This is a genomic window from Polaribacter sp. NJDZ03, from assembly GCF_019263805.1.
GTDB lineage: Bacteria > Bacteroidota > Bacteroidia > Flavobacteriales > Flavobacteriaceae > Polaribacter.
The window spans coordinates 2,529,089-2,555,662 of the sequence record NZ_CP079195.1; the positions used below are offsets into that span (position 1 = coordinate 2,529,089).

The window sequence follows — 26,574 nt, forward strand, 5'->3', positions numbered from 1 at the left end:
ATAACTTATAAAGTTATAAAACTTAAAAAATACCTTTAAAAAAATGATAAAATATACCGTAATTATTAGCTTATTAGTACTTTTTTCTTGTAAAAAACAGGCTACAGATACACCAACTATAGCCTTAGAAAATAAAACAATCATAAAAAAAACAAGTAACAATTTAGAAAAGACAACCATCACTTTTCCATCTAAAGATAGTTTGCCAATTACTGCAGATATTTATAAAAGTAAAGAAACGCCTATCACTATTTTACTATGTCATCAGGCAGGTTATAGTAGAGGAGAATATAAGGATACTGCTATAGAATTAACAAAATTAGGATATGCTGTAATGGCAATAGATCAACGTTCTGGCAACACGGTTAATAATATAGATAATCAGACAGCAATAGCCGCTAATATAAAAGGTTTAGGCATTTCTTATTTAGATGCAGAACAAGATATTGAAGCTGCTGTAGATTATATATACAACCAAAATGGCGGACAAAAAATAATATTAGTTGGTAGTTCTTATTCTTCTTCTTTGGCGCTTTTAATGGGTGTACATAATGCTAAAATTAAAGCGGTTGCAGCATTTAGTCCTGGTGAATATTTTAAAGGAATAAACATCAATAAAAGCATAAGTACGTATAAAAAACCTGTTTTTGTTACTTCTTCTTTAAGTGAAAGTGCGGGTGTTAAAAAGTTGGTTGATAAAGTAAATGCTAGTTATTTAACACATTTTATACCAGAAGTAAAAGGGATTCATGGTACTAGAGCACTTTGGGAAACTACAGAAGGTAATGAAACCTATTGGGCTTCCTTTAAGGAGTTTTTATCTTCTTTAAAAGACGAATAAATTGATAGAAAAACATCGTCATTTTATAATTCACAAACCTTGGGGAATGATTTCTCAGTTTGTAAATCCCGCAAAGCGGAAGAAAAAACTTTTAGGAGATTTACATGATTTCCCAGCAGGAACCATGGCAATTGGTCGTTTAGATGTTCCGTCGGAAGGATTACTTTTATTAACAACGGATGGAAAAGTATCCGCAGAAATTAGAAGTAATAAATACGAAAAAGAATATTACGTACAAGTAGATGGAGTAATCACCGAAAAAGAAATAGCACAGTTAAAAAATGGTGTAGAAATTGGTTTTAACGGTAAAAAATACATGACAAAACCAGGGAAAGCTTCTATTATTGATGATCCTAAATTTCCGCTGAGAAGCATGAAAATTAGAGATGAAAGACACGGACCAACAAGCTGGGTTTCTATAATTATTAGAGAAGGAAAATTTAGACAAGTACGTAAAATGACTGCTGCTGTCGGTTTGCCTACTTTACGTTTAATTCGGGTTAGAATTGGAACAATAGAATTAGGTAATTTAGAAATTAGTGGCGTAAAAGAAGTGGATTCTTTTATGTGACAATTATCAGAAAAAAAGAATATTTATATTTCTAATTTTGTGTAATGAACAATTCTAATACCACATTATATATAGTAGCTGCTGTAATTATTTTTCACTTTGTAGTAGGTTTTGGTTATCTTATTTATAAAATGACAAAAAAGGGCGATAAATAATCATTTACTTGTCATTTTTACTTCTAAAACGATAAAGCTAAATAGATTTTATAAACTTATTTTTTAATAGAACAACTTTGTTTTATTTTTACACTTTATTTTCTTTTTTAAAACCTCTATATGAGTGATAAATCTCTTTGTGATGAAATCTATTTTAATGAGTTTTATACTTCTCATGTACAGTCTGCAAGTAATTTTGCTTACTATAAATCTGGAGATAAAAACACCTCTTTAGACTTAGCACAAGAAGCATTTATAAAGGTTTGGGAACAGTGTTCTAAAATAGATTTTACAAAAGCCAAGTCTTACTTATTTACAGTTATTAACAATCTTTTTCTAAATAAAGTAAAACATCAAAAAGTAGTTTTTGAATATGCAAAAAGCAGTCCTTATTTAGATGTTAATAACCAAAGTCCAGAGTATTTATTAGAAGAAGAAGAGTTTAAAGACAAACTACAAAATGCTATTGCAGGTTTAACAGAAGGAGAACGTGAAGTTTTTTTAATGAATAGAATTGATGGAAAAAAATACAGAGAAATAGCAGAATTGTTAGAAATATCTCAAAAAGCAGTAGAAAAACGAATGTCATCAGCATTAAAAAAGTTAAGAAATAAAATAGACAGAATTTAACACCAATTTAAGGTAGGGTAAACTACTGATTAGTTGTTCTATATATAGAATACCAAGAAAATGGAAAAAGAAAACGACATCTTAAAATGGCTAAACAGAGAAATTTCTGATGAAGAATTAACGCAGTTAAAAGAAACTAAAAATTTTAATACTTTAAAAAAAATAGCGCATTATTCATCTCAAATAGAAACGCCTAAAGTAGATATTCATAAATCTCTTGCAGACCTAAAATTAAAAACTAAAAATACGTCTAAAAAAGGAAAAATTGTGTCCTTTAATTATAAGAATATTTACAAATATGCCGCAGCTATTGTTGTGTTATTAACAACTTCTTATTTTATTCTTTTTAATACTAATAATTATAAATTTAAAACAGCATTTGCAGAAACAAAGAACTTTAATTTACCAGATAATTCTGAGGTAGTTTTAAATGCAAATTCAGAAATTTCTTATGCTAAAGAAGATTGGCAAGAAAACAGAAATTTAACCTTAGACGGAGAAGCTTTTTTTAAAGTACAAAAAGGAAAAAAGTTTACCGTAAATACAGAAATTGGAGATGTTACTGTACTTGGTACACAGTTTAATGTAAAGGAAAGAGCTAATTATTTTGAAGTAAAAACCTATGAAGGTTTGGTAAGTGTTAGCTATAAAAATAAGTTGATAAAACTACCTAAAGGAACCATTTTTAAAGTGGTAAATGGAGTTGTAGATACCACCAATACTTTTAATATAGATGAGAAATCTTGGTTACAAAAAGAGTCTAATTTTAAAAGTACAGCTTTGCATTTTATTTTAGATGAAATAGAAAATCAGTTTGGGTATACAATTGAAACAAAAAACATTGATTTAGATATTTTATACTCTGGTGGCTTTACACATAGAGATATAAATATTGCCCTAAAATCTGTTACAATTCCGTTACAATTATCTTATAAAATTGATGGTAAAAAAATTACTATCTTTAACCATGGTAATTAAAATACGGCTTCTTATTTGTTGTTTTTTATTGATAACAAGTGTTGTTTTTACTCAGAATTCTTCTGATAAAACAGCGCTTTCTTCGTTATTATTAGAACTTGAAAAAAGTTATGATATAAAATTTTCATATTCTGATAATGATGTAAAAAATATTTTTATCCAAAAACCAGAAAAAGGAATTTCAATAGAAAACCTTATCAATTTTTTAAATAAAGAAACCTTTTTACTATTTAATACTTTAGATAATAGATATGTAACTGTTTCTTTTTTGAATAAGTATATTTCTATATGCGGAACTATTTTAAACTCAAACTCTTTAGAACCTTTATATTTAGCTTCTGTAAAAGTAAATGGTTATAAATTAGGAACAACAACCAACAATAAAGGTATTTTTTATTTAAAAAACATACCTGTAAATGCTACTTTAACTGTTTCTTTTATCAGTTTTAAAACAAAAAATATTACGGTAAAAGAATTGTTTTCTACCAGTTGTAAACAAATTTATTTAGAAGAAAAAACAGAAGAATTATCCGAAGTAACAATGCCTAAGTTTATAACTGCCGGTTTGCATAAAAATACTGATGGAAGTACGGTTTTAGACACAGAAAAATTAGGAATTTTACCTGGTTTAATAGAACCAGATATTTTAAAAACAATTAAAATTTTGCCAGGTGTACAAAGCATCAACGAAAGTATTTCTAATATTAATGTTAGAGGTGGTAGCAATGACCAAAATTTAATGCTTTGGGATGGTATTAAAATGTACCATTCAGGTCATTTTTTTGGACTTATTTCTGCTTATAATCCGTATTTAACTAAAAAAGTAGCTGTTATTAAAAACGGAACAACTAGTGCTTTTTCAGACGGAGTATCCTCTACCATAAATATGGAAGCTTCTAATGAAATTACTAATAAATTTTCTGGAGGCGGCGGTTTTAATTTATTAAGTGCAGATGCTTTTTTACAAGTACCTATAAAAGATAATTTAGAACTGCACATTTCTGCCAGAAGATCTATTACAGATGTTATTAACACCCCAACTTATAAAAATTATTTTACTAGAAGTTTTCAAGGTAATACTACCAAAAAAAATACTGTAAATAACACATATTCAGACTTTTATTTCTATGATTATTCTTTTAAAATTTTATATGATATTAGTTACAATCATGCAATTAGAACAAATTTTATTCACATAAAAAACAATTTAGATTATAAAGAACAATACACTTCAAAAAATACTGAAATAGAAGAAAATAGCATTTTAAAACAAGAAAATTTGGGTGCTAAAATTAGTTGGGATGCTAATTGGGATGCTAAATTTTCTACTAATTTATCTATTTTCTTTTCAGATTATAAAATAAACTCTTCAAATTATAATAGAGATGTAGATCAATACCAAAAACAATTTAATAATGTATTAGAAACAGCAATAAAATTGCATACTAAATATGAGTTTTCTGATATTTTAAAATTAACTAATGGGTTGGTTTTTAATAAAATAGAAGTTAATAATAGCCTTACCGTACATACACCATCTTTTAACAATACAGACAAACATACATTGTTAAAAAGTGCTTTTTATTCAGAAATTGAGTATCATAAAAAAAATACATATACCAGATTTGGAGTGCGAGCAAACTACTTTGAAAAGTTTGATAAATTTTTAGTAGAACCTAGAATTAATATTCGTCAGCAATTAAATACCGAATTATCTTTAAAACTAGAAGGTGAATATAAAAACCAAACTACGGCTCAGAAAATAGATTTTGAAAATAACTTTTTAGGAATTGAAAAACAAAGATGGATACTTTCTGATCATGATAATACACCTATTATAAAAAGTAAACAAGCCTCTTTTGGTTTGGAATATTCTAAAGAAAATTTTTATATAGATATTACTGGTTTTTACAAAAAAGTAGATGGAATTACTGCAGAAAATCAAGGTTTTTATAACAATCTAACCGCTAATTCTATAGGAAATTATGATGTAAAGGGTATAGAATTTTTAGTGAATAAACAAAATAAAAAAATTAGTACTTGGCTAAGTTATAGCTATGCCAAAAACAATTATACATTCAATATTTTTACTCCGGCTACATTTTCTAATAGTTTAGATATTACACACTCTTTAAGTACTGCTTTTAACTATAATTTAAGTCAATTTTTTAAAATTTCATTTGGTGGGGTTATGCGTTCTGGTAAACCGTATACAAAACCTGTTGTAGGAAATGAAACCATACAAAATGAAAATAGAACAATTGTTAATTATAACAATCCTAACCAAGAAAAATTAGCTAATTTTTTTAGATTAGATCTTTCTGCAAGTTATAATTTTAATTTATCTGAAGTCTTAAAATCTACTATTCGTCTTGGTTTTACCAATATTACAGACAAACAAAACATTATAAATTCTTATTATCTTGTAGATAATACTAGTGAAAATAATGTAAGAAGAGTAGATAATTATTCTTTACCTTTTACTCCTAATTTAAGTTTTAGAATCAATTTTTAGTTACCATTTTTATCCATTCTAATATGCGGAATACCATCTTCTAAGTACTCCTCGCCTACTTGAATAAATTGATGCGACTCGTAAAATTTCTTTAAATATTTTTGAGCAGAAATTGTAATTTCATCCACTTTAAAATCATCTTTAATGGCTTTAATTGAAGCTTTTAATAAATCGTGTCCAAAACCGTATTTACGTTCGTTAGCAGCAACTACTACCCTACCAATACTGGCATTTTTAAAATAATCTCCTGGTTTAAAAATACGTGTATATGCAATAATTTTATCATTTTTTAAACCAAAAACATGTAGTGCTTTTTGATCTTTAAAATCTACATCTTGGTACACACAGTCTTGTTCTACTACAAAAACTTCAGATCGTAATTGAAGTATATTATACAGTTCTGTTGTATTTAATTCATTAAAAGATTTTATTAAAAAGTCCATTTTGTATCAATTTAAAAGAAAAAATCACTCAATCTAATAGTAAGTTTGAGTGACTTTTATTTATTTTTTATAATTTTTGTATCAAGAATATTTTACTAATTATCCAGCACAAGAAATTTTATTAACTCTGTCTCCATGTCTTCCACCTTCAAATTCTGTAGTAAGAAAAATATCTACAAAACCAATAGCTTGTTGTAAAGACACAAAACGTGCAGGAATAGTAAGAATATTTGCATTGTTATGTTGTCTTGTTAATGCAACCAATTCATTATTCCAACATAAAGCAGCTCTAATACCTTGGTGTTTATTTGCTGTCATTTGTGCTCCGTTTCCACTTCCACATAAAATAACACCTAATGTTGCTTTACCACTTTCTACAGCCTCTGCTGTTGGATGAATGGCATCCGGATAATCCATAGAGTCGTTTGTATCGGTTCCAAAATTTAGAACTTTATACCCTTTTTCTTCTAAATGTTTTATAATTTCGAATTTGTATTCTGTACCTGCGTGATCGTTACCAATAGCAATAGTCATAATAAATTGATTTTAATTGTGTTGTAGTAGCAAAAATACAGAAAGTAACGGTTATCAACAGTTATAAACAATCAAAAAAACACCTTTTTTAATAACTTATTAATTTTTAACTCTTTAGCTATGTTAGGTAATTGTTAAGAAGTATCAGTAAAGTTTTACAAGTAAATTTGGTATATTAAATTAAAATTACAATACAGCGAGTACTATGACATACACAACTTTATTTATGAGTTTTTGATAAAAGTTTATCAACATAAAATTAACCATTTGTTTACATCAATTGGGTTGTTAACTATTAAGAATTTTAGGTTAACTACTGTTTATAACTATTGTTAACAACTCTAATTTTAAATTGATTTTTAAGCTTTTAGGTAACTCATAACTTGTCAATGATTTTTAATAACTGAAATATAATAATAAAAAGTGTTTTTTTTATAGTAGCTATTCACACACTATTATAACCATTATTGTTTTTTTTAAATTTAAAAAGAAAATATAATTATAATATAGAATGTTTATAACTGTTGAAAACGAAAAAATGAAATAGGAGGAAAGCAAAAAGAAAATAGAGAAGAAATTGATTTAGCTTTCATGAAATTATTTATTCTTTCTATAGATTAAAATATATTTTAAAAATTAAAATTTAGATTAACCTTTAAAAAATTAAAACAGTGTAGCTTTATTCAACTTCTTATTTCGTTTAAAAATATAAGCTATATAGTATTTTAAGGTTTATTTTTCTTTAATTCACCACAAAATTAATAGCCTTTTTAATAATTTTTACATGTACTTCTCCTGTTCCAATTACCTCACCATCAGCCTGAATAAAAGGTTTTGCTGTTTGTGGAACCACCCTAATTTCTTTGGTTTTATAAGTTTCTATTTTTTTATGATCTACAATTTTACCAGAATATAATTTAGGTAGATTTAAAATTAAATCAAAGATAGTTAGGTTTTTAGCAATAGTAATATCTAATAAACCATCTGTAGTATGTACTTCTTTTGTAAACTGCATACCACCACCAGAAAATTTACAAATACCAAAAACTGTCATTAAACAATTAGTTTCTAGTATTTTATCATCAAAAATAATTTTAAACACTGTTTTTTTATAAAAGAGTAAACCGGCAATACCACTTAATATATAAGCCAAAGACCCAAAATGTTTTAAAGTTTTTAGTTTATTAACAATGTAACCATCATAGCCTAAACCTGCTACATTATTAAAATAAGTTGTTTTATTTTTAGTTTTTAAAACACCAATATCTTGTAAAATTATATTCTTTTTACAAATAATATCAATCGCTTTTTCAACGTTATTAGGTATGTTGTATGTCTTTATCCAATCGTTGCCAGTTCCCTGTGGAATCACAGCAATAGTTATATTAGAAGTTTTTGCGTATCTTTGCAGCATTATTCCGTTAACTACATTGTGTAGTGTTCCATCTCCACCAATCGAAATAATATTTCTAAAGCCTTGCTGAATTGCGGTATTTACCAATTCAATTTCGTGTTTAGAAAATTTTGTAAAAGCAAAAGAAAAGTCTATTTTCTTATTGTTTAATAATTGTTGAATTTCCTTCCATTGTTTAGAAAAATTCCGATTTCCAGAAATAGGATTTGCAATTATAAACCAAGATGTAGACATAAAAATAATAATTAAAGTAATGCCAAATTACAATTTTAGATTGATAACTATTTTTTAATAGCCAATCACAGTAAATAATTGTAATTTAGTATCATATAATAAGAAGTAAGAATTAATGACAAAAAAGAAAAATAAAATATATAAAAAGAAAGGGAATGTTGTAAAAGACTTAACCAGAAATATATTTAAAGTATTAAAACAAGACAGCGAAAAATCTTATAATCATAAGCAAATTGCTGCAAAATTAAAGATTTCTGATACAGACGGGAAAACCCAAATAATTAAGAAATTAGCAGAATTAGCTGCAACAAAAGAAATAAAAGAAGTAGAACGTGGCAAGTTTCAAGTAAATGTTGATAAAAAATATTCTATTGGTACTTTAGATGTAACTTCTACCGGAAATGGATATTTTGTAACAGATGATTATGAAGATGATATTTTTATCCCGAATATTAATTTAGGTAAAGGTTTACATAATGATACTGTAAAAGCGTATGTTTATAAAAGACGAAGCGGAAAGAAATATGAAGCAGATGTTGTAGAAATTATAGAACGTGCAAAAACAGAATTTGTAGGAGTTTTACAGAAGAATAAAAACAAAAATTTTGGTTTTGTTGTACCAGATAATAACAAAATGTATGCAGATATTTTTGTTTCTGAAAGTAAAATGAATGGAGCAGTAGATGGCGATAAAGTACAAGCTACTTTGTTAGATTGGCCTAAAAATTCTAAAAATCCGTTTGGTAAAATAACAACTGTTCTTGGTAAACCAGGAGATCATAACACAGAAATGCATTCTATTTTATTAGAATATGGATTGCCTTTTGAGTTTGAACCAGAGGTAGAAAAAGAAGCAGAAAATTTATCGATAGAAATTACCAAAGAAGAAATTTCTAAGCGTAGAGATATGCGTAAAGATTTAACTTTTACGATAGATCCTAAAGATGCAAAAGATTTTGATGATGCCTTATCATTTACAAAATTAGAAAATGGTAATTACGAAATAGGAATTCATATTGCAGATGTTTCGCATTATTTAGAACCAAAAACTATTTTAGATGATGAAGCTTATAAAAGAGCAACCTCTGTGTATTTAGTAGATAGAGTAGTACCAATGTTACCAGAAATGCTGTCTAACGGAGTGTGTTCTTTAAGACCACATGAAGAAAAATTAACGTTTTCTGCAGTGTTTGAATTAAATGAAAAAGCACAAATAGTAGGCGAGTGGTTTGGTAGAACAGTTACTTATTCAGACCAACGTTTTGCGTATGAAGAAGCACAATCTATTATAGAAAATGTAAAATTATCTGATGATATTCAACCATATACAATGCCAGAAGATATTTCTATCATTGATAAAGAATACACAGTAACGCCAGAAATTGTAGAGGCTACTTTAAAATTAGATGAATTGGCTAAAATTCTTCGTAAAAAAAGAATGAAACAAGGCGCAATTTCTTTTGATAGAGTAGAAGTAAAGTTCAATTTAGATGAAGAAGCAAACCCAGTAGGCGTTTTCTTTAAAGAATCTAAAGATGCTAATAAATTAATTGAAGAATTTATGTTGTTAGCAAACAGAAAAGTGGCAGAATTTGTTGGTTTTTCTAAAGGAAAAGCAACAAATAAAACATTTATTTACAGAGTGCACGATGAGCCAGATGTAGAAAAATTAGCTTCTTTACAAAACATGGTGCGTAAATTTGGTTATAAAATTAATACAGATACCAAAAAAGAAACTTCAGATTCTTTAAATCAGTTATTAAGTGATGTACATGGTAAAGCAGAATCTAACATGATTGAAACTTTAACTATTAGAACTATGTCTAAAGCAGTCTATACAACTCAGAATATTGGGCATTATGGATTAGCTTTTGATTATTACAGCCATTTTACGTCGCCTATTAGACGTTATCCAGATGTAATGACACATAGATTACTACAACATTATTTAGATGGCGGAGACAGCCCAAAAGCAGATAAGTATGAAGAAAAGTGTAAACATTCATCTAACAGAGAAGAATTAGCCTCTAAAGCAGAAAGATCATCAATTAAGTACATGCAAGTAAAATACATGCAAGATCATAAAGATGAAGAATTCGAAGGCGTAATTACTGGTGTTACAGAATGGGGAATTTATGTAGAAATTGCTTCTAATAAATGTGAAGGAATGGTTAGAATTAAAGATATAAAAAGTGATCATTATATTTTTGATGAAAAACAGTATGCTATTGTAGGTCAGGCTACAAAAAAGATTTACCAATTAGGTGATGAAGTTGTAGTTAGAGTTAAGCATACAGATTTAGAAAGAAAACATTTAGATTTTGCTTTAATTGAAGCATAATTTTTAAATGATATATGATTGATTTAAAAATTCATTAACTAATTTTTAATGCTTTTAGGTTTTTATCTTTTTATTGTTGTGACAATAAAAAAGGTAAAAAGCCTTTATAGTGGTATAATTATTGAATTAAATATAGTAATCAAAACTTTTGAATAATGAAAAATGTAATATATATCTGTGCTATACTGTTAAGTTCTATAACAATAGCACAAACAACTGTAACTAAAAATTTAGGAGATTATTCTGAATTAAAAGTTTTTAATGGAATAGAGTTAGAATTGATAAAATCTGCAGAGCAAAAATTAGAAATTACTGGAGAAAAGTCTGAGATGGTAAAAATTAAGAATGTAAATAACATCTTAAAAATATCATTACCTTTTTCTTTAAAACCAGAAAACAATGCCGCAGATGGTCAAGTACTAGTAAAACTATATTATAATAAAAATATAGCTATTATAGATGCTAATGAGGGTGCAACAGTAACTGGTAAAGATGTAAATCAAGATAAATTAGAAGTAAACGCACAAGAAAGAGCTTTTATTAATTTAACAACAGATGTTAAATATTTAACTGTTAAAACATCTTCTGGCGGAATAATAAAACTTTCTGGTACTGCAGATACCCAAGAAGTAGATGTAGATTTATATGGTGTTTATAATGGTTTTGACATGCAAATAACAAGTAATTCTAATGTTTTTGCAGGTACAGGAGCAAAAGCAGAAATTTTAGCAGGCAAAACTTTAAGTGCAAAAGTAAGCTTTGGAGGATCTATATTTTACAAAGGAAATCCGGAGGTTGTTAAAGATAAAAAAGTAATTGGTGGAATTATTCAAAAAAGGAATTAACAAAGGTTACTGTTATTCAGTTTTTTGTATATTTGTATTATTAAATTAAAGAAAACATGTATAGTTTAGCAACAAATTTTATGTTCATTGGTGGTCCACAACTAATTATTATTGTGGTAGTAGTTTTACTATTATTTGGTGGTAAGAAGATTCCAGAATTAATGAAAGGTTTAGGAAGTGGAATTAAAGAGTTTAAAAACGCTGCTAAAGAAGAACCAGAAGAAAAATTAGAAGAGAAGAAATAATAGTAAGTTATTCTTTTTAAACATAATAAAAGCTCAATTTGTATAATACAAGTTGAGCTTTTTTTAGTTTATGAATTAAAAAAATCCCCCAATATTTTTAATTCTTTTTCAGGAGACAAATATATATATCTTAATTGAAATTAATAAAATTTTGTTGTAAACAGGAAGATTTTTAGAGTATTTGGGATAAATGGGAAGGATTATTGTATCAAGCTTTGCAAAGATTGTTTAGAAAAACTCCTGGATACTGGAATAAGTATTGGTATAAATTTTGATTCTAATAAATAACCTCTCGCATTTCCAGAAATATCTGTTATATATTTTACATTTACAATATAACTTTTATGACATCTAATAATGGTAGAATAATCTTCTAATTCATTAGCTATTTTTGTTAGCGTAACTCTTAATATTTTTTCTTTTAGATTATTTTCATGTAACAAAAAGAAACTTGCATAGTTTCCTTGAGAAGTAACATAAACTAAATCATCTATTAAAAAAGTAATATTTTCTCTCCCATTATCAGAATTAATACAAATTTCACTAGCTAGTTTTTTAGTAACATTAATTTCTTTATTTCTTTTTATTTCTTTAATTTCAAACACCTTTTTTTCTCTTCTCTCTCTTATCTTTTTTTCATTTATAAAAACAAAAAAAGTTAGTGGAATAAGACTGACTAAAAAAGTATAAATAAGAAATTCAAAAAGCCCTATTTTCTTTAGGTGATAAGATTCCTTATACATTTCGCCAAAGTACCATAAAACAACTCCTATAAAAGTTACACCTAATATCATTAATAGAAGGTTTCTACCAATAGTCCAATTATCTTCATAAAAATAATTTTTAAAGATAAGTGGAGGAATATATAAAACGATAAAGGTTCCTAAAAATGCAATTATACCTATACCTAAAGTATATTCTAAAATAATTACTTCTATTTGTATAAGGTAAAATGGTTTAAAAATGTATAAAAATAAGAATACAAATAGACCATGAAAAAAACTTATTTTTAGCTTAAATTTTAATAAAGGATTAAAATAGTATGGTTTTGATAGCCATTTAATAATATTTTTCATAAAAAATTATATTTTAAAAAAAATTAAAACAGTATTTTAATAAACAATCTATCTATTTTTGATAAAAAAAACACATAAAAGTTAAGATAACTATATTAATAAGTAAGATAAACTAATTTTTAAATATTAAAAGTGATATTTTAACTTTAGATAATTTTTTTATGACAACAAGATGTAGTCAAATTTAGAACAAAAAAAAACTTAATAAAAATTTTATTAAGTTTAGTATTATTAAAAAGGGATAATTTATTATAATTTTACTGCGGTTCCAGAGGTTGTAACCATTAACATTCCTCCATTTTTACCTACAGTTTCATAATCTAAATCTACACCAACAATGGCTTGTGCACCTAATGAGTTTGCCATTTCTTCCATTTCTTTTAAAGCGGTGTCTTTAGCTTCTCTTAAAACTTTTTCATAAGAACCAGAACGTCCACCAACTATATCTCTAATACCTGCAAAGAAATCTTTAATAAAATTAGCTCCAATAATAGTTTCACCTGTTACAATGCCTAAATATTGCGTTACAGGTCTGTTTTCTATTGTAGGAGTTGTTGTTACTATCATTTCGTATTATTTATTATAGGGTTACTTCATCCTTTATTAAGGTAATAAAAGATGAAGTTAAATTGTATTTATTTATCTAATTTTTTAGGTTTTGCATTTTTCATTGCTTCACCAATTTGGTTACTTGCTGTAAAACTTGCAACCATATCATTTAACATTTGGCTACCTGCTTGTGGTGAGTTTGGTAATAATATTAAATTACTGTTAGTTTCACTACCAATAGATTGTAAAGTATCATAATGTTGCGTTACAACTATTAATGCAGATGCTTCTTGGCTATTTATACCAACTCTGTTTAAAACGTCTACAGATTCTTCTAAACCACGTGCAATTTCACGTCTTTGGTCTGCAATACCTTGTCCTTGTAAACGTTTGCTTTCTGCTTCTGCTTTTGCTTTTTCTACAATTAAAATACGTTGTGCATCTCCTTCATATTGTGCTGCTGTTTTTTCTCTATCTGCAGCATTAATTCTGTTCATTGCTATTTTTACTTGAGCATCTGGGTCAATATCGGTAACAAGAGTTCTAATAATATCGAAACCATAATCTAACATTGCATCATTTAATTCTGTTTTTACAGCAATAGCAATGTCATTTTTCTTAACAAAAACATCATCTAATTTCATTTTTGGTACTTCTGCTCTTACTACATCAAAAACATAAGAAGTTATTTGATCATGTGGATAATCTAATTTATAAAAAGCGTCATATACTTTTTCTGTGATTACTTTATATTGTACAGAAACTTTCAATTTTACAAAAACATCATCTAAAGTTTTAGTTTCAATAATAACATCTAATTGTTGAATTTTTAAACTCAATTTTCCAGAAATTTTATCAACAAAAGGAATCTTTAATTTAAGTCCAGATTGTTTAATGCTATGAAATTTTCCAAAACGTTCTATAATAGCAGCAGTTTGTTGCTTTACCATAAAAAATGATGAAAATAAGATAAGTGCAATTATAACAATAGGTATAATAATAGAAGTTGGTATCATAGTTTGTTTTTTAAAAGTTAATAATTTGTTTATATGTAAAGATAGGGTATTTCAGTAGTTATTTATAAGACATAATTTTATTTAAATGTTACAGTTTTATTAAAAAAAAAATCCTGTAAAAGTATTTTTTACAGGATTTTTTATATGTTTTAATTAATAAATTATTCTTCTTCTTTCGGAAAATATTTATATATTTTTTTGTTATACTTTATCCACTTTTTATATTTTTTTGCAGAAAGTAAACCTTTCATTTTTTTAACTAGTATTGAATCTTCTTTCTTTAGTATTTCAGAAATTGGTTTTAGGTTTTCTCCCATAGTTGTCATAACCTTTTTCTGAGTAGAACGATCACCTGTTTTTATTACCTCTTTCTGAAAATTATCTACCATATCTTTGGTACTTCTTAGTACAAAGGTATTAATTCTAGTGATGTCTTTAATATCCTTATTATACTTTGTTAATACCTTAGAAAATTCTTGCCCTTCTTTAGAAGTAAGCTTTATACTAGATTTTTTAGCTGCTTTTTCTATATCATAATTAACAATACCAACATATCTTTCTATATTAAAATCTGGATCTGGAGCTTTTTGTTCTGTTTGTGGCATTTGTCTTTGTCTGCCACTATTGTTTCCATAACTACCATATTGTGCTTGAGTTGTAAAAGCACAAAATAGAATAATAAATAGGATTAAGTTTTTCATAATTATAGTTTTTCTATTGCGTTTTCTAACCTTTTTACAGTTTCTTCTTTACCAATCATTGCTATGATATCAAATAAATGAGGTCCTGCTAATTTACCTACCAAAGAGAGTCTTAAAGGTTGCATTACTTTACCAAAACCAATTTCCTTGCCAGAAATCCATTCTTTAACTATTTTTTCGGTATTTTCTGATGAAAAGTCGTCAATAGAAGTAATTACAGTACTTAATTCTTGCATTAATTCAGCAGTTCCTTCTTTCCAGTTTTTCTTACTAGCTTTTTCATCATATTCTGTTGGCGTTTCAAAAAAGAAGTTTGATAAATCCCAAAAATCGTTTACAAAAACGGCTCTTTCTTTTATAGATGAAACAACTTTTAAAACAAACTCTTTGTCTTTTGTAATTCCTTTTTCAGCTAGAATAGGTAAGTATAAATCAGTCAACTCGTCATTAGACTTTGTCTGCATATATTGTTGATTAAACCATTTAGCTTTATCTGGATTAAATTTTGCGCCAGATTTACTCACTCTTTTCAATTCGAAAGCTTCAATTAATGCTTCTAAATTAAATAATTCTTGTTCTGTTCCAGGATTCCATCCTAAGAAAGCCAACATGTTAATAAAAGCATCAGAAAAATAACCATCTTCTTTATATCCACGAGAAACATCACCAGAAACTTCATTGGTATATTCTAAAGGAAACACTGGGAAACCTAATTTATCACCATCACGTTTGCTTAATTTACCTTTACCAACCGGTTTTAAAATTAACGGTAAATGTGCAAATTTAGGAGCATCCCAACCAAAAGCTTTGTATAATAAAACGTGCAGTGGCATAGAAGGTAACCATTCTTCACCACGAATTACGTGTGTAATTTCCATTAAATGATCATCAACAATATTTGCTAAATGATAGGTTGGCATTCCGTCTCCTTTAAATAAAATTTTATCATCTAAAGTATTGGTATCAATTCTAATATTTCCACGAATTTCATCTTCCATTCTTAAAAGCTCGTCTTGTGGAGTTTTAAAACGGATTACATAATTCTCACCAGCATTTATTTTAGCTTGTACTTCATCATCCGTTAAAACTAAAGAATTTACTAATGTTCCGCCAGCTCTATTATGCCAATTATAAATAAAGGTTTTTCCTTCTGCTTCGTGTGCTTTTCTTTCTAAATCTAACGCTTCAGTAGAATCAAAACAATAATATGCCCAACCGGTTTTAATTAGTTTATCTGCATATTCTTTGTACAATGCTTTACGTTCTGATTGTCTGTATGGACCAAATTTTTCGTTCTTACCCGGACCTTCATCAAAAGGAATATTACACCATTCTAAAGCGTCTATAATATATTGCTCTGCATTGGCCACATAACGCGTTTGGTCTGTATCTTCTATACGAAGTACAAAAGTTCCGTTATATTTTTTAGCAAATAAATAATTGTATAAAGCCGTTCTTACACCACCAATATGTAAAGGTCCTGTAGGACTTGGTGCAAAACGAACGCGAACATTAGATTCCATTTTTTTGTTTTTTTTTGATTCCTGCCAAAGCAAGTAAGACATTATATATTGCAACTTAAAGAAAATTTAAGGTGCTTTTTTAATGCGCAAAGATAGTTTTTATAAGAGAGAATAGAAATTAAGGAAAAGAAAAAATAGAGGTGTTTTTTAACTACTTTTTTCGTTATAAAAGTTTTGTATTGAAAAGCCCCTTCACGTTTTTAAAACCTGAAGGGGCTGATACGCTTACTAATTTTGATATATGAGTTAATTTTTTAAAACTTTTTATAAAGACCAACTGTTAAGGCAACTTGTTTGGCCACATTGTTTCCATAAAAAGCAGCGGGTAAACTTGCGGTAATTCCAAAATTATCAGAAAATTCTCCAATTGCTTTTATACCAACAACACCATATTCTTGATCATTAACATATAAACCTGTTGCTTTATTAGAATTTGGTATTTCTATATCTCCGTTTTCAAATGATTTTTCAATATCCAGAAAACCTATCAACCAAATATTTTTATAAATTTTGCCACCATATTCTCCACCAATTTTAAAATTAGAACTGTAATTATTGGTTCTAATTTTGGTTCCTATAAATGTTTGTACATAAGATTTATTAAAACTTTTACCAGCTAAGAATAGGGGAGTGAACGTAAATGCATCATAACCTGTTCTTAAACCAGAATTTTCATCATACGAACCTGTATTCGATTCTACAGAAAACTGACCTGAAAGTAACCAATCTTTTTTATAGAAATTATGTTTTACACCAATTTCTATATTTCCTAAAGCAGTTTTATTATTTGTATGTTCTGGACAAGGACCAATTAAACAAGGATTTACTAACTCTTTGTGTTTAATGATTTTATAAGGCACATTTACGAGTAAAGTAGTTTTATTAGAAATACCATATTCACCATAAAGTTGAAGGGTATTATCTGTTAGTTCTCCATTAATAGTATAATCAGGATCGCCAAACAATTCATTATAACTTGGTATCGTAGAAAAGGATACTTGTGTATAAAATTTTCCTTTTTCCTGTGTCCAAGGTCCTTGAGAAAATGCAGAAATACTTACTAATAAAAATAGAAGTTTTGTTATTTTTTTCATTTTAGTTAATTTTAACTTTAGTTGTACTTATTATTAATTACTTGTAAAAATCGTTTTAACAGTTATTTGGTTGCTTATCTATGTAAAAATAGTATTTTTAATAGTTAATTATGGCAGAATTTAAGAACATAGAAGAGAAGTTACATCAATTTACACGTAAATACTACACGAGTGAATTGATAAAAGGAAGCATATTATTTCTTTCTTTAGGATTTCTGTACTTTTTTTTCACGGTATTTATAGAATTTTTTTTGTGGTTAAAACCAACGGCAAGAACTATTTTATTTTGGGTTTTCTTAATAGTGGAATTTTTTTTACTTATTCGATTTATTTTTGTGCCAATTTTTAAATTATTTGGTCTTAGAAAAGGAATTACTTATGAACAATCTTCCAAAATAATTGGTGCTCATTTTCCTGAGGTTCAGGATAAATTATTGAATGTTTTACAATTGAAAAAAAACAATAATAATTCAGATTTATTGTTAGCAAGTATTCAACAAAAAGAAACTGAATTACAACCCATTCCGTTTGTAAAAGCAGTAGATTTTACCAAAAATAAAAAGTATCTAAAATATGCGATAGTTCCTGTTATTATTTTTTTAATTACCTTATTTACAGGTATTAATGATAAATTATCAGAAAGTTTAGAGCGCGTTGTAAATTATAAAACAGCTTATAATCCGCCTGCTCCATTTTTGTTTTTGATTAAAAATAACGATTTAAAAGTGATACAAGGAAAGTCTATTTCTATTTTGGTTGAGACCCTCGGAAAAGTGCTACCAATGGAGTCACTGATCCACTTTGAAAATCAGCAATATTTTTTAGAAAATAATGGTAACGGAACTTTTACGTATACTTTTTCTGATGTTCAACAACCAATTGATTTTTTTATTGAAGCAAACGGAGTTCAATCTCAAGATTATAAAATAGAAGTGATAAAAACACCTACTATAAATGCTATTTCTTTAGATGTTAAGTATCCTAGATATTTGGGTAAGAAAAATGAAAAGATCAAAAATTCTGGGAATGTAATAGTTCCCGAAGGTACTACTATTACTTGGAATGTTACTACTAATCAAACAGATTCTGTGGCATTTATCAACAATAAAAAAAGTGTTTTTTTTGATACAGATTCAGATAATATTTTTACATATTCTAAAAGAATTCATAATCCGTTAAATTATCAAATTTCATCATCTAATAAAGATTTAAAAGATTTTGAAAATTTACAGTTTTCGGTGGATGTTATAAAAGATGAATTTCCATTGATTTCTGTGCAATCTAATATAGATAGTATTTCACGTGGAGCGGCACAGTTTGCTGGTCAGATTTCCGATGATTACGGAATTAAAAAATTACAGCTTGTTTATTATAATGAAGGGCATCCACAAAGTCAAAATAAATTTGAGTTATCAATAACAAAAGAAAATATTCAAACTTTTTTTTATCAGTTTCCAGATGGTTTAAATTTAGAAGCAGGAATTAATTATGAATTATATTTTGAGGTATTTGATAATGACGCTGTAAATGGAAGTAAAAAAACAAAGACCAAAGTTTTTAATTATCGACAAAAAACTACTGATGAGGTAGAGGAGGAGTTGTTACAAGAACAAAGAAATACAATTAATAATATTGAGAACTCCATTCAGAAACAACAAAAGCAACAGAAAGCATTAGAAAAAGTTCAGCAAGATTTACAAAGTAAGAAGCAAATTAATTGGAATGATAAAAAGAAGATTGAAAAATTTGTAGCGCGTCAGAACAATTATAATAAAATGATGCAACGTCAAACTGAAAAGTTACATGAAAATTTAGATGAAAAAAAAGAAGTAAATGAAGATCTTCAAACAAAAAAAGAAGAACTAAAAAAACGCATCGAAGAACTTAAAAAAATAGATAAGCAACAAAAATTGTTAGATGAAATTGAGAAAATGGGTAAAAAACTTAACAAAGAAGATTTGTTAAAAAAAGCCAAAGAATTATCGCAACAAAATAAACAACAAGAAAGAAGCTTAGAACGTATTTTAGAATTGACAAAACGTTTTTATGTTGAGCAGAAAACAATGCAAATTGCTAATAAGGTTGAAGTATTATCTAAAAAACAAGAAGTGCTATCTCAAGAAAAAGATTATAATTTAGATAATCAGAGAGAAATAAAAAAAGAATTTGAAGCGATAAAAAAAGATTTAGAAGAACTTAATAAGGATAATGAGAAATTAAAAGAAGCTATGGAGCTTCCGGATGTGGAAGATGATAAAGAAGCTATTGATACTGAATTAAAAAAATCTGAAGAAAATTTATCTAAAGAAAATAATTCTGATGCAAAAAAGAGTCAAAAAAATTCATCAAAAAAGATGAAAGAAATGAGTGCTAAAATGCAAAAAGAAATGTTGGAAATGGAGGGAGAATCTATGGAAGAAAACATAGATGACTTGCGTAAAATTTTAGAAAACCTTGTTATTTTTTCTTTTAAACAAGAATCTTTAATGCATAAGTTTGATCAAATTTCCACATCACATCCAGATTTTGGAAAAGCTTTAAAAAGTCAGAATGTTTTAAAAACGTATTTCGAACACATAGATGATAGTCTGTATGTGTTGTCTATGAGGTTGCCTAAAATTTCAGCAATTATTAAAGATGATTTATCTACAACGCATTATAACTTAGACCAATCTTTATATAATTTTTCTGAAAATCTTTTTTCATATGGAGTTTCTAATCAACGATACGTTATGACTTCTGTAAATAGTTTAGCAGATTATTTAAGTAACATGTTAAGTAGTATGAAGAATTCTATGTCTATGAAAATGGGCAAAGGAAAGAAAAAAAAAGGTGATGGTTTTAGTCTTCCAGACCTTATCAAGAAGCAAGGAGAGTTGTCTGAAAAAATGCAACAAGGATTGAAAAAGGGTAATAAACCTAGTGATAATAAAGCTGAAGGCAAAGAAGGAAAAAAAGGAGAGAAACCAGGAGAAATCGATAAACCAGATGGTAATGGACAAAAAGGTAAAGTAGACAAACAGGGAACGAATGGAGAGAAAGGCGAGAATGGAAAAGGTGGTTCTAATAATGATTTGAACGGAGAAATTTATGAGATTTATAAGCAACAAAGTTTATTAAGACAAGAATTACAAGGACAAATTAATATGTCTGAGGAAGCTGGAAATGGTAAAAATTCAGAAGCAAATAAAGCTTTAAAAAAGATGGAAGACTTGGAAAATGAAATTTTAGAAAAAGGTTTTAACGCTGAAACACTTCAAAAAATGCAGCAATTAAATTATGAATTATTAAAGTTAGATAAAGCTGCTTTAGAACAGGGAGAAGATAAAAAAAGAAAGTCTAATTCTAATTTAAAAGAATTTGAAAAGATAAATATAAAGGCTTTAGAATTTAAAAAGCAGTTTTACAATCAAACAGAGATATTAAACAGACAATCATTACCTTTGCAGCAGAATTATAAAAACAAAGTTAGAGCATATTTTTCTGACTCAAATAAGGATTAATTATGGTTACTTTTAATTACGAAACAGATTTTGATTTAAAAGATGAAAATCTTTTAGAATATTGGATTGATAATGTGGTTTCAAAAAAAGGTTTTAGTTTAGGTGAATTAAACTATATTTTTTGTGATGACGAATACCTTCATAAATTAAATGTAGAGTTTTTACAACACGATACTTTAACGGATGTAATTAGTTTCGACAATACTTTAGGTAAGTTAATTAGTGGAGATATCTATATTTCTATCGAAAGAGTTGCTGATAATGCGAAAGATTTTGAGGTTTCTTTTTTAGAAGAATTACATAGAGTAATGATACATGGCGTACTTCACTATATGGGGTTTAAAGATAAAACAGAAATTGAGAAAAAAGAGATGAGAAATGCCGAAAATGTGGCATTATCTGAATTCAAATAATTGATAATCAATAATATAAATACAAGGTTTCACGTGGAACTATAATATAATGAGTTTATTTTCAACAACATACGATGTTATTGTAGTAGGAGGTGGTCACGCTGGTAGTGAGGCCGCGGCTTCTGCTGCCAATATGGGTGCGCATACCTTACTAATTACAATGAATTTGCAAAATATTGCGCAAATGAGTTGTAACCCTGCAATGGGAGGAATCGCAAAAGGACAAATAATTAGAGAGATTGATGCTTTAGGAGGTTATAGCGGAATTGTTACTGATAAAACAGCGATACAATTTAAGATGCTAAACAAATCTAAAGGACCTGCAATGTGGAGTCCAAGAGCACAATCTGATAGAATGCAGTTTGCAGAATGTTGGAGAACAATGTTAGAGCAAACAGAAAATGTAGATTTTTATCAAGATTCTGTAAACGGTTTATTGTTTGATGGTAATAAAATTATAGGAGTTAAAACTGCTTTAGGTTTAGAAATAAAAGCAAAAACTGTTGTAATAACTGCAGGTACTTTTTTAAATGGATTGATCCATATTGGAGATAAAAGTTTTGGAGGTGGTAGAGCAGGTGAGGGAGCATCAACCGGAATTACAGAAGATTTAGTTGCTAAAGGTTTTGAATCTGGTAGAATGAAAACAGGAACGCCACCAAGAGTAGATGGTAGATCTTTAGATTATTCTAAAATGATAGAGCAACCTGGTGATGAAGTTACAGAGAAATTTTCTTACTTACCAACCACTAAAGCATTGGTAAAACAACGCTCTTGTTGGCTTACGTATACAAACTTAGATGTGCATGATTTGTTACGTACTGGGTTTGATAGATCGCCAATGTTTAATGGTAGAATTAAATCTACAGGACCAAGATATTGCCCTTCTATAGAAGATAAAATAGATCGTTTTGCAACCAAAGATAGACATCAAATGTTTATTGAACCAGAAGGATGGACAACCTGTGAAATGTATGTAAATGGTTTTTCTACTTCTCTTCCAGAAGATATTCAAGACAAAGCAATTCGTTCTGTTGCTGGTTTCGAAAACGTAAAGTTTTTAAGATATGGGTATGCTATAGAATATGATTATTTTCCGCCAACACAATTAAAACATTCTTTAGAAACAAAGTTAATAGAGAATTTGTTTTTTGCAGGACAGATAAATGGAACTACAGGTTATGAGGAAGCTGCTGCACAAGGTTTAATGGCTGGTGTAAATGCTGCTTTAAAAGTTCAAGGAAAAGAACCGTTTGTATTAAAAAGAAACGAAGCTTATATTGGTGTTTTGATAGATGATTTAATAACTAAAGGAACAGAAGAGCCTTACAGAATGTTTACTTCTAGAGCAGAATATAGAACGTTGTTAAGACAAGATAATGCAGATTTAAGATTAACTCCAATTGGTTTTAAATTAGGTTTAGCGTCTCAAGAACGATTAGATAGAGTTATAGAAAAACAAGCGAAAGCAGATTTGTTAATTCAGTTTTTACAAGAAACGAGTGTAAAACAAGAGGAAATTAATCCTATTTTAGAAGCAAAGAATTTAGCTTTAATTAACCAGTCTATGAAGCTTTATAAAATTGCTGCAAGACCGCAATTAGAATTTTCTGATTTTAAAAATGTAAAGAAATTGGCTGCTTTTTTAGAAGAAAATAATATTGATAAAGAAGCTATTGAACAAGCCGTTATTCATTTAAAATATTCTGGATATATAGAAAAAGAAAAGAACAATGCAGATAAATTAAATAGATTAGAGAATGTTATGATCCCTTCTCATTTTAATTATCAAAAAGTTAAATCTCTGTCTTTTGAAGCTAGAGAAAAGTTGAGTAAAATACAACCTACATCCATTTCACAAGCGAGTAGAATAAGTGGCGTTTCACCCAGCGACATCTCTGTGCTTTTGGTTTATATGGGTAGATAAATTGTGAAAATAATTGCTATGTTCCTCGTGGAACAATTTAAAAAGAAAAAGAATTATGGGGGAAAAAAGAGGGCTTCACAAAAGACTAGAACCATTTATAAATTGTAAAGATTTTACAGTTTCAGATGAAACTTATGAAGTAATGTTTAATAAGGAATATGATATGTTGGTGACTTCACCAATTCCGGTAGATTTAGAAAATTACTATAAGAGTGAAAACTATATTTCACATACGGATAGTAAAAAAACATTTATAGATAAAGTATATCAGTCTGTAAAAAATATTACGTTAAAAAGAAAATTAGCTTTAATCAATTCTTTTAAAACAGATGCAAAAAATATTTTAGATGTTGGAGCAGGTACAGGAGATTTTTTAAAAATATGTGCTTCTAATAATTGGAATGTTCTGGGTGTAGAACCAAGTGTTGATGCAAGAAGAATTGCTAAAGAAAAAGGAGTTTTTTTAGAAGAAGAATTATTGGATATTCAAAATAAAAAATTTGATGTAATTACACTTTGGCATGTTTTAGAACATGTTGAAAAATTGTCTGATTATATTTCTAAATTAAAAGAATTGCTTTCTAAAAATGGAAGATTAATTATTGCAGTTCCTAATCATAAAAGTGATGATGCAAAATATTATAAAGAGTATTGGGCAGCTTTTGATGTACCAAGACATATTTGGCATTTTTCTCAAAACTCCATTCAGAAAATTTTCTCGGAAGATAATATGGAGGTAGAAAAAATATTACCAATGAAGTTTGATTCTTATTATGTTTCGCTTTTAAGTGAAAAATATAAAACAGGTAAAATGAATCCTATGAAAGCTTTTTATAGAGGCTTTGTTTCTAATTTAAAAGCAAGTTCTAGTTCTGAGTATTCTTCTTTAATCTATGTGATTAAAAATAAGTAGTATTATAATTTTTTTTAAAAAATATTAGAAACCTTCAAAATTAAAATTTTGAAGGTTTTTTTATGATGATAAATCAAGTTGTTCCTCGTGGAACATTTTAATTTTTAATCTAAAATTAGGAGCGTTTTTTTAAACAATATTTAAAAAATTGATCTAAGAATGGTTTTATGGTTTAGCTACAAACATTAAATTAAAAAATAGATTACCAGGTAATAAATATTAAATTTTATATAATCATTATTAATGTTGGAGTAGTGGTAGCTTTTGTAGAATTATATAATACCCGTTTTACAGATTTATAATAAGTTTGAAAAGTTCAGTTACTTCAAAATAAATTACTTTTTTATAAATAGAAGTAATTAGAATGTAATTCTGATTTTTAGTTTCTAAATTAAATTCTAATTAGTTTTTTCTGAAAATTGTATTCTCTTTTAAATTCTGGTTTAGTTGTGTTTTTCCTTATCGGATAAAGCTTAATTTTTTTTGTAAACAATTCGTATATTAGAAATACATTAGAATACTAAATAAAGATGTTTTTAAGAAATAGATATCAAAATTGAAAAAGAACGTTGTAAAATCAGTTTTCAGTTTCATTTACATCAAAAAGAAGAAAAGTATATCTTACTTTAGTTTTTGTACTTAAAAAGCCATTAAAAACGATTTTAAAAAGACTTGTTAAAAGTTTAACTCTAATAGAATAGAAATACCTTAGTTGAAAAAGAAAAGCTCTTAAAACGATTGTTTTAAGAGCTTTTTCTATAAATATTATTTATATTATTTATTAAAAATATCAGTTTTACTTATTTAGTAAATATACACCACAAAGTGAAATAATAAAATAGACACCTAAAGACATCGCTCCTGGATAATCTTTTGCAAGACGTTGCCCAATAAGCATAAAAATTATACTGATCGCAGAAAGCTGTATTCCGAGTAAAGCAATTTCTTTTGCTTGCGAAGTGTAAATTTGATACACTCCAATAAGCATAAATCCTACAGCAATAATTTCTATGATTAATAAAATGGATAATAAAAACGGAACACTGCCCTTTAATGGAGAATTTTTAAAATGATCTTTTATAAAAGATACAGTTCCTTTCCAATCTAGTATTTTTTCAAATGCTGATATTAAAAAAGTGATGATTAAAAATAGTAGTATTAAAATTTCGGTTGGGTGGTCTGATAAAAAACGCATAATTACTTCTCTTTATGATTTTCCGAATAATCGTTGTAAAAAGCTTTTCGACTTTTCTTTCATCTCTTTTATTTCCTCTTTAGCATCTTCTGCAAAATCGGCTAAATGTTCTGCCGCGTCTCCAGCTAATTCAGAACCTTTTTCTTTTAAATCTTCAAAAGATTCTTTGGCGTCATCTGTAAATTCAGTAGTTTTTTGTTTTGCTATTTCAGAGTATTCTTCTGCTTTGTATTTTACTTTTTCTATATTTTCATCAGATAAAAGTTCATTTACTTTTTCTTTTGCATCTCCAAAAACTTCTTTAGCATCTTCTACAAATTCGTTTGTTTTTTCTTTTGCAGTGTCTGCAAATTTACTGGCTTTTTGTTTTGTATTTTTAAGAGTATCTTTTGCTTCGTTAGAAATTGAACCTGCGGTTTGTTTTAGGTTCTCTTCTATATTTTTACTTTTTTCTGACATGATTTTTTGATTAATTTGTTCTTATATATTTCTAAAGAAATGCTTTATCTATTGGTTCCCAAAGTTCAATTTTGTTTCCTTCGTTGTCTAAAATCCAACCGAATTTACCGTAGTCATGTTCTTCCATTTCACCTACAATAGTAACACCTTCTTTCTTTAGTTCTGCTAATAATTCTACTAAATTTTCTACTCTGTAATTAAACATAAAATCCTTTTTAGAAGGTTCAAAATGTTTGGTATCCTCTGCAAATGGACTCCATTGTGTAGCGCATTTATTTCCGTTTTCATCTTTCCACCAAAAAGTAGATCCCCAATCGTCAGTATTAAATCCTAAATGATTTTTATACCATTCTTTTGCTGCTTTTGCATCTTCAGATTTAAAAAACAAACCTCCAATTCCTGTAACTCTTTTTTTCATAAACTTTTTCTTTTTAATATTAGTTTCATAAACTGCCATAC

Annotated in this window: 24 protein-coding genes; 12 read left to right on the forward strand and 12 right to left on the reverse strand. The window is 27.6% G+C overall.

Annotated elements, in window-relative coordinates:
• The first annotated feature begins 43 nt into the window (after nucleotides 1-43).
• The 5 genes from KV700_RS10660 (at nucleotide 44) to KV700_RS10680 (ending at nucleotide 5,690) form a co-directional block, all read left to right on the forward strand.
• Entirely contained in the window at nucleotides 44-841 is a 798-nt protein-coding gene (locus KV700_RS10660; protein ID WP_218597876.1) for an alpha/beta hydrolase, read from the forward strand.
• Nucleotides 842-845: 4 nt separating this feature from the next.
• Nucleotides 846-1,412 (forward strand): pseudouridine synthase, encoded by a 567-nt coding sequence (locus KV700_RS10665; protein ID WP_302849996.1) that lies wholly within the window; start codon nucleotides 846-848, stop codon nucleotides 1,410-1,412.
• A 275-nt stretch (nucleotides 1,413-1,687) separates the two neighbouring features.
• A complete protein-coding gene (locus tag KV700_RS10670; protein WP_218597877.1) occupies nucleotides 1,688-2,197 on the forward strand; it encodes an RNA polymerase sigma factor in 510 nt (169 codons plus the stop codon).
• Nucleotides 2,198-2,257: 60 nt separating this feature from the next.
• Nucleotides 2,258-3,175 carry a FecR family protein gene (locus tag KV700_RS10675; protein WP_218597878.1) on the forward strand — a complete coding sequence of 306 codons (918 nt, stop codon included), beginning with the start codon at nucleotides 2,258-2,260 and terminating at the stop codon, nucleotides 3,173-3,175.
• On the forward strand, nucleotides 3,138-5,690 hold the full coding sequence (locus KV700_RS10680; protein ID WP_218597879.1) for a carboxypeptidase-like regulatory domain-containing protein: 2,553 nt from the start codon (nucleotides 3,138-3,140) through the stop codon (nucleotides 5,688-5,690). Before KV700_RS10675 ends, KV700_RS10680 begins: the two co-directional genes overlap by 38 nt.
• Here KV700_RS10680 and KV700_RS10685 read toward each other — a convergent pair.
• The 3 genes from KV700_RS10685 to KV700_RS10695 form a co-directional block, all read right to left on the reverse strand.
• Complete coding sequence (locus tag KV700_RS10685) at nucleotides 5,687-6,133, reverse strand: GNAT family N-acetyltransferase (RefSeq protein WP_218597880.1); 447 nt, start codon at nucleotides 6,131-6,133, stop codon at nucleotides 5,687-5,689. The two genes, KV700_RS10680 and KV700_RS10685, sit on opposite strands and share 4 nt — an antisense overlap.
• Nucleotides 6,134-6,232: 99 nt before the next feature.
• Nucleotides 6,233-6,667 (reverse strand): ribose 5-phosphate isomerase B, encoded by a 435-nt coding sequence (gene rpiB / locus KV700_RS10690; protein WP_218597881.1) that lies wholly within the window; start codon nucleotides 6,665-6,667, stop codon nucleotides 6,233-6,235.
• A gap of 742 nt (nucleotides 6,668-7,409) precedes the next feature.
• Complete coding sequence (locus tag KV700_RS10695; RefSeq protein ID WP_218597882.1) at nucleotides 7,410-8,315, reverse strand: diacylglycerol kinase family protein; 906 nt, start codon at nucleotides 8,313-8,315, stop codon at nucleotides 7,410-7,412.
• Nucleotides 8,316-8,430: 115 nt separating this feature from the next.
• Here KV700_RS10695 and rnr point away from each other — a divergent pair, with 115 nt between their 5' ends.
• From rnr to tatA, 3 genes are all read left to right on the forward strand, one after another.
• Nucleotides 8,431-10,656, forward strand: coding sequence for a ribonuclease R (rnr, locus tag KV700_RS10700; protein WP_166386080.1), 2,226 nt, complete (start codon nucleotides 8,431-8,433; stop codon nucleotides 10,654-10,656).
• Between the two features lie 155 nt (nucleotides 10,657-10,811).
• Complete coding sequence (locus KV700_RS10705) at nucleotides 10,812-11,501, forward strand: head GIN domain-containing protein (protein ID WP_218597883.1); 690 nt, start codon at nucleotides 10,812-10,814, stop codon at nucleotides 11,499-11,501.
• A gap of 56 nt (nucleotides 11,502-11,557) precedes the next feature.
• The gene (gene tatA / locus KV700_RS10710; RefSeq protein WP_068447859.1) at nucleotides 11,558-11,746 is read left to right on the forward strand and encodes a twin-arginine translocase TatA/TatE family subunit; all 189 of its coding nucleotides are present in this window, start codon (nucleotides 11,558-11,560) and stop codon (nucleotides 11,744-11,746) included.
• A gap of 200 nt (nucleotides 11,747-11,946) precedes the next feature.
• On the opposite strand, the gene KV700_RS10715 is transcribed toward tatA, so the two are convergent.
• From KV700_RS10715 to KV700_RS10740, 6 genes are all read right to left on the reverse strand, one after another.
• The gene (locus KV700_RS10715) at nucleotides 11,947-12,822 is read right to left on the reverse strand and encodes a LytTR family DNA-binding domain-containing protein (RefSeq protein WP_218597884.1); all 876 of its coding nucleotides are present in this window, start codon (nucleotides 12,820-12,822) and stop codon (nucleotides 11,947-11,949) included.
• 249 nt (nucleotides 12,823-13,071) lie between these two features.
• Complete coding sequence (locus KV700_RS10720) at nucleotides 13,072-13,389, reverse strand: heavy metal-binding domain-containing protein (RefSeq protein WP_218597885.1); 318 nt, start codon at nucleotides 13,387-13,389, stop codon at nucleotides 13,072-13,074.
• Between the two features lie 68 nt (nucleotides 13,390-13,457).
• Nucleotides 13,458-14,387 carry an SPFH domain-containing protein gene (locus tag KV700_RS10725; protein WP_205860424.1) on the reverse strand — a complete coding sequence of 310 codons (930 nt, stop codon included), beginning with the start codon at nucleotides 14,385-14,387 and terminating at the stop codon, nucleotides 13,458-13,460.
• A gap of 161 nt (nucleotides 14,388-14,548) precedes the next feature.
• The gene (locus KV700_RS10730; protein WP_166386087.1) at nucleotides 14,549-15,088 is read right to left on the reverse strand and encodes a hypothetical protein; all 540 of its coding nucleotides are present in this window, start codon (nucleotides 15,086-15,088) and stop codon (nucleotides 14,549-14,551) included.
• Between the two features lie 2 nt (nucleotides 15,089-15,090).
• Nucleotides 15,091-16,611, reverse strand: coding sequence for a glutamate--tRNA ligase (gltX, locus tag KV700_RS10735; RefSeq protein ID WP_218597886.1), 1,521 nt, complete (start codon nucleotides 16,609-16,611; stop codon nucleotides 15,091-15,093).
• A gap of 254 nt (nucleotides 16,612-16,865) precedes the next feature.
• Nucleotides 16,866-17,705 carry a hypothetical protein gene (locus KV700_RS10740; RefSeq protein WP_166386090.1) on the reverse strand — a complete coding sequence of 280 codons (840 nt, stop codon included), beginning with the start codon at nucleotides 17,703-17,705 and terminating at the stop codon, nucleotides 16,866-16,868.
• A gap of 110 nt (nucleotides 17,706-17,815) precedes the next feature.
• On the opposite strand from KV700_RS10740, the gene KV700_RS10745 reads away from it, so the two are divergent.
• From KV700_RS10745 to KV700_RS10760, 4 genes are read left to right on the forward strand one after another with little or no spacing between them, the layout of a single operon-like run.
• Complete coding sequence (locus KV700_RS10745; RefSeq protein WP_218597887.1) at nucleotides 17,816-21,208, forward strand: DUF4175 family protein; 3,393 nt, start codon at nucleotides 17,816-17,818, stop codon at nucleotides 21,206-21,208.
• Between the two features lie 2 nt (nucleotides 21,209-21,210).
• Nucleotides 21,211-21,621 (forward strand): rRNA maturation RNase YbeY, encoded by a 411-nt coding sequence (ybeY, locus tag KV700_RS10750; protein ID WP_218597888.1) that lies wholly within the window; start codon nucleotides 21,211-21,213, stop codon nucleotides 21,619-21,621.
• A 49-nt stretch (nucleotides 21,622-21,670) separates the two neighbouring features.
• Nucleotides 21,671-23,548 carry a tRNA uridine-5-carboxymethylaminomethyl(34) synthesis enzyme MnmG gene (gene mnmG / locus KV700_RS10755; RefSeq protein ID WP_218597889.1) on the forward strand — a complete coding sequence of 626 codons (1,878 nt, stop codon included), beginning with the start codon at nucleotides 21,671-21,673 and terminating at the stop codon, nucleotides 23,546-23,548.
• Nucleotides 23,549-23,603: 55 nt separating this feature from the next.
• Nucleotides 23,604-24,461: a class I SAM-dependent methyltransferase gene (locus KV700_RS10760; protein WP_218597890.1), complete on the forward strand. Its 858-nt coding sequence runs from the start codon at nucleotides 23,604-23,606 to the stop codon at nucleotides 24,459-24,461.
• Between the two features lie 796 nt (nucleotides 24,462-25,257).
• Here KV700_RS10760 and KV700_RS10765 read toward each other — a convergent pair.
• Genes KV700_RS10765 through KV700_RS10775 form a run of 3 tightly spaced genes read right to left on the reverse strand, consistent with a single transcriptional unit; the run spans nucleotide 25,258 to nucleotide 26,533 of the window.
• Nucleotides 25,258-25,656, reverse strand: coding sequence for a DoxX family protein (locus KV700_RS10765; RefSeq protein ID WP_218597891.1), 399 nt, complete (start codon nucleotides 25,654-25,656; stop codon nucleotides 25,258-25,260).
• Between the two features lie 12 nt (nucleotides 25,657-25,668).
• Complete coding sequence (locus KV700_RS10770) at nucleotides 25,669-26,115, reverse strand: hypothetical protein (protein ID WP_218597892.1); 447 nt, start codon at nucleotides 26,113-26,115, stop codon at nucleotides 25,669-25,671.
• A 31-nt stretch (nucleotides 26,116-26,146) separates the two neighbouring features.
• The gene (locus KV700_RS10775; RefSeq protein ID WP_166386103.1) at nucleotides 26,147-26,533 is read right to left on the reverse strand and encodes a VOC family protein; all 387 of its coding nucleotides are present in this window, start codon (nucleotides 26,531-26,533) and stop codon (nucleotides 26,147-26,149) included.
• Nucleotides 26,534-26,574: the final 41 nt, after the last annotated feature.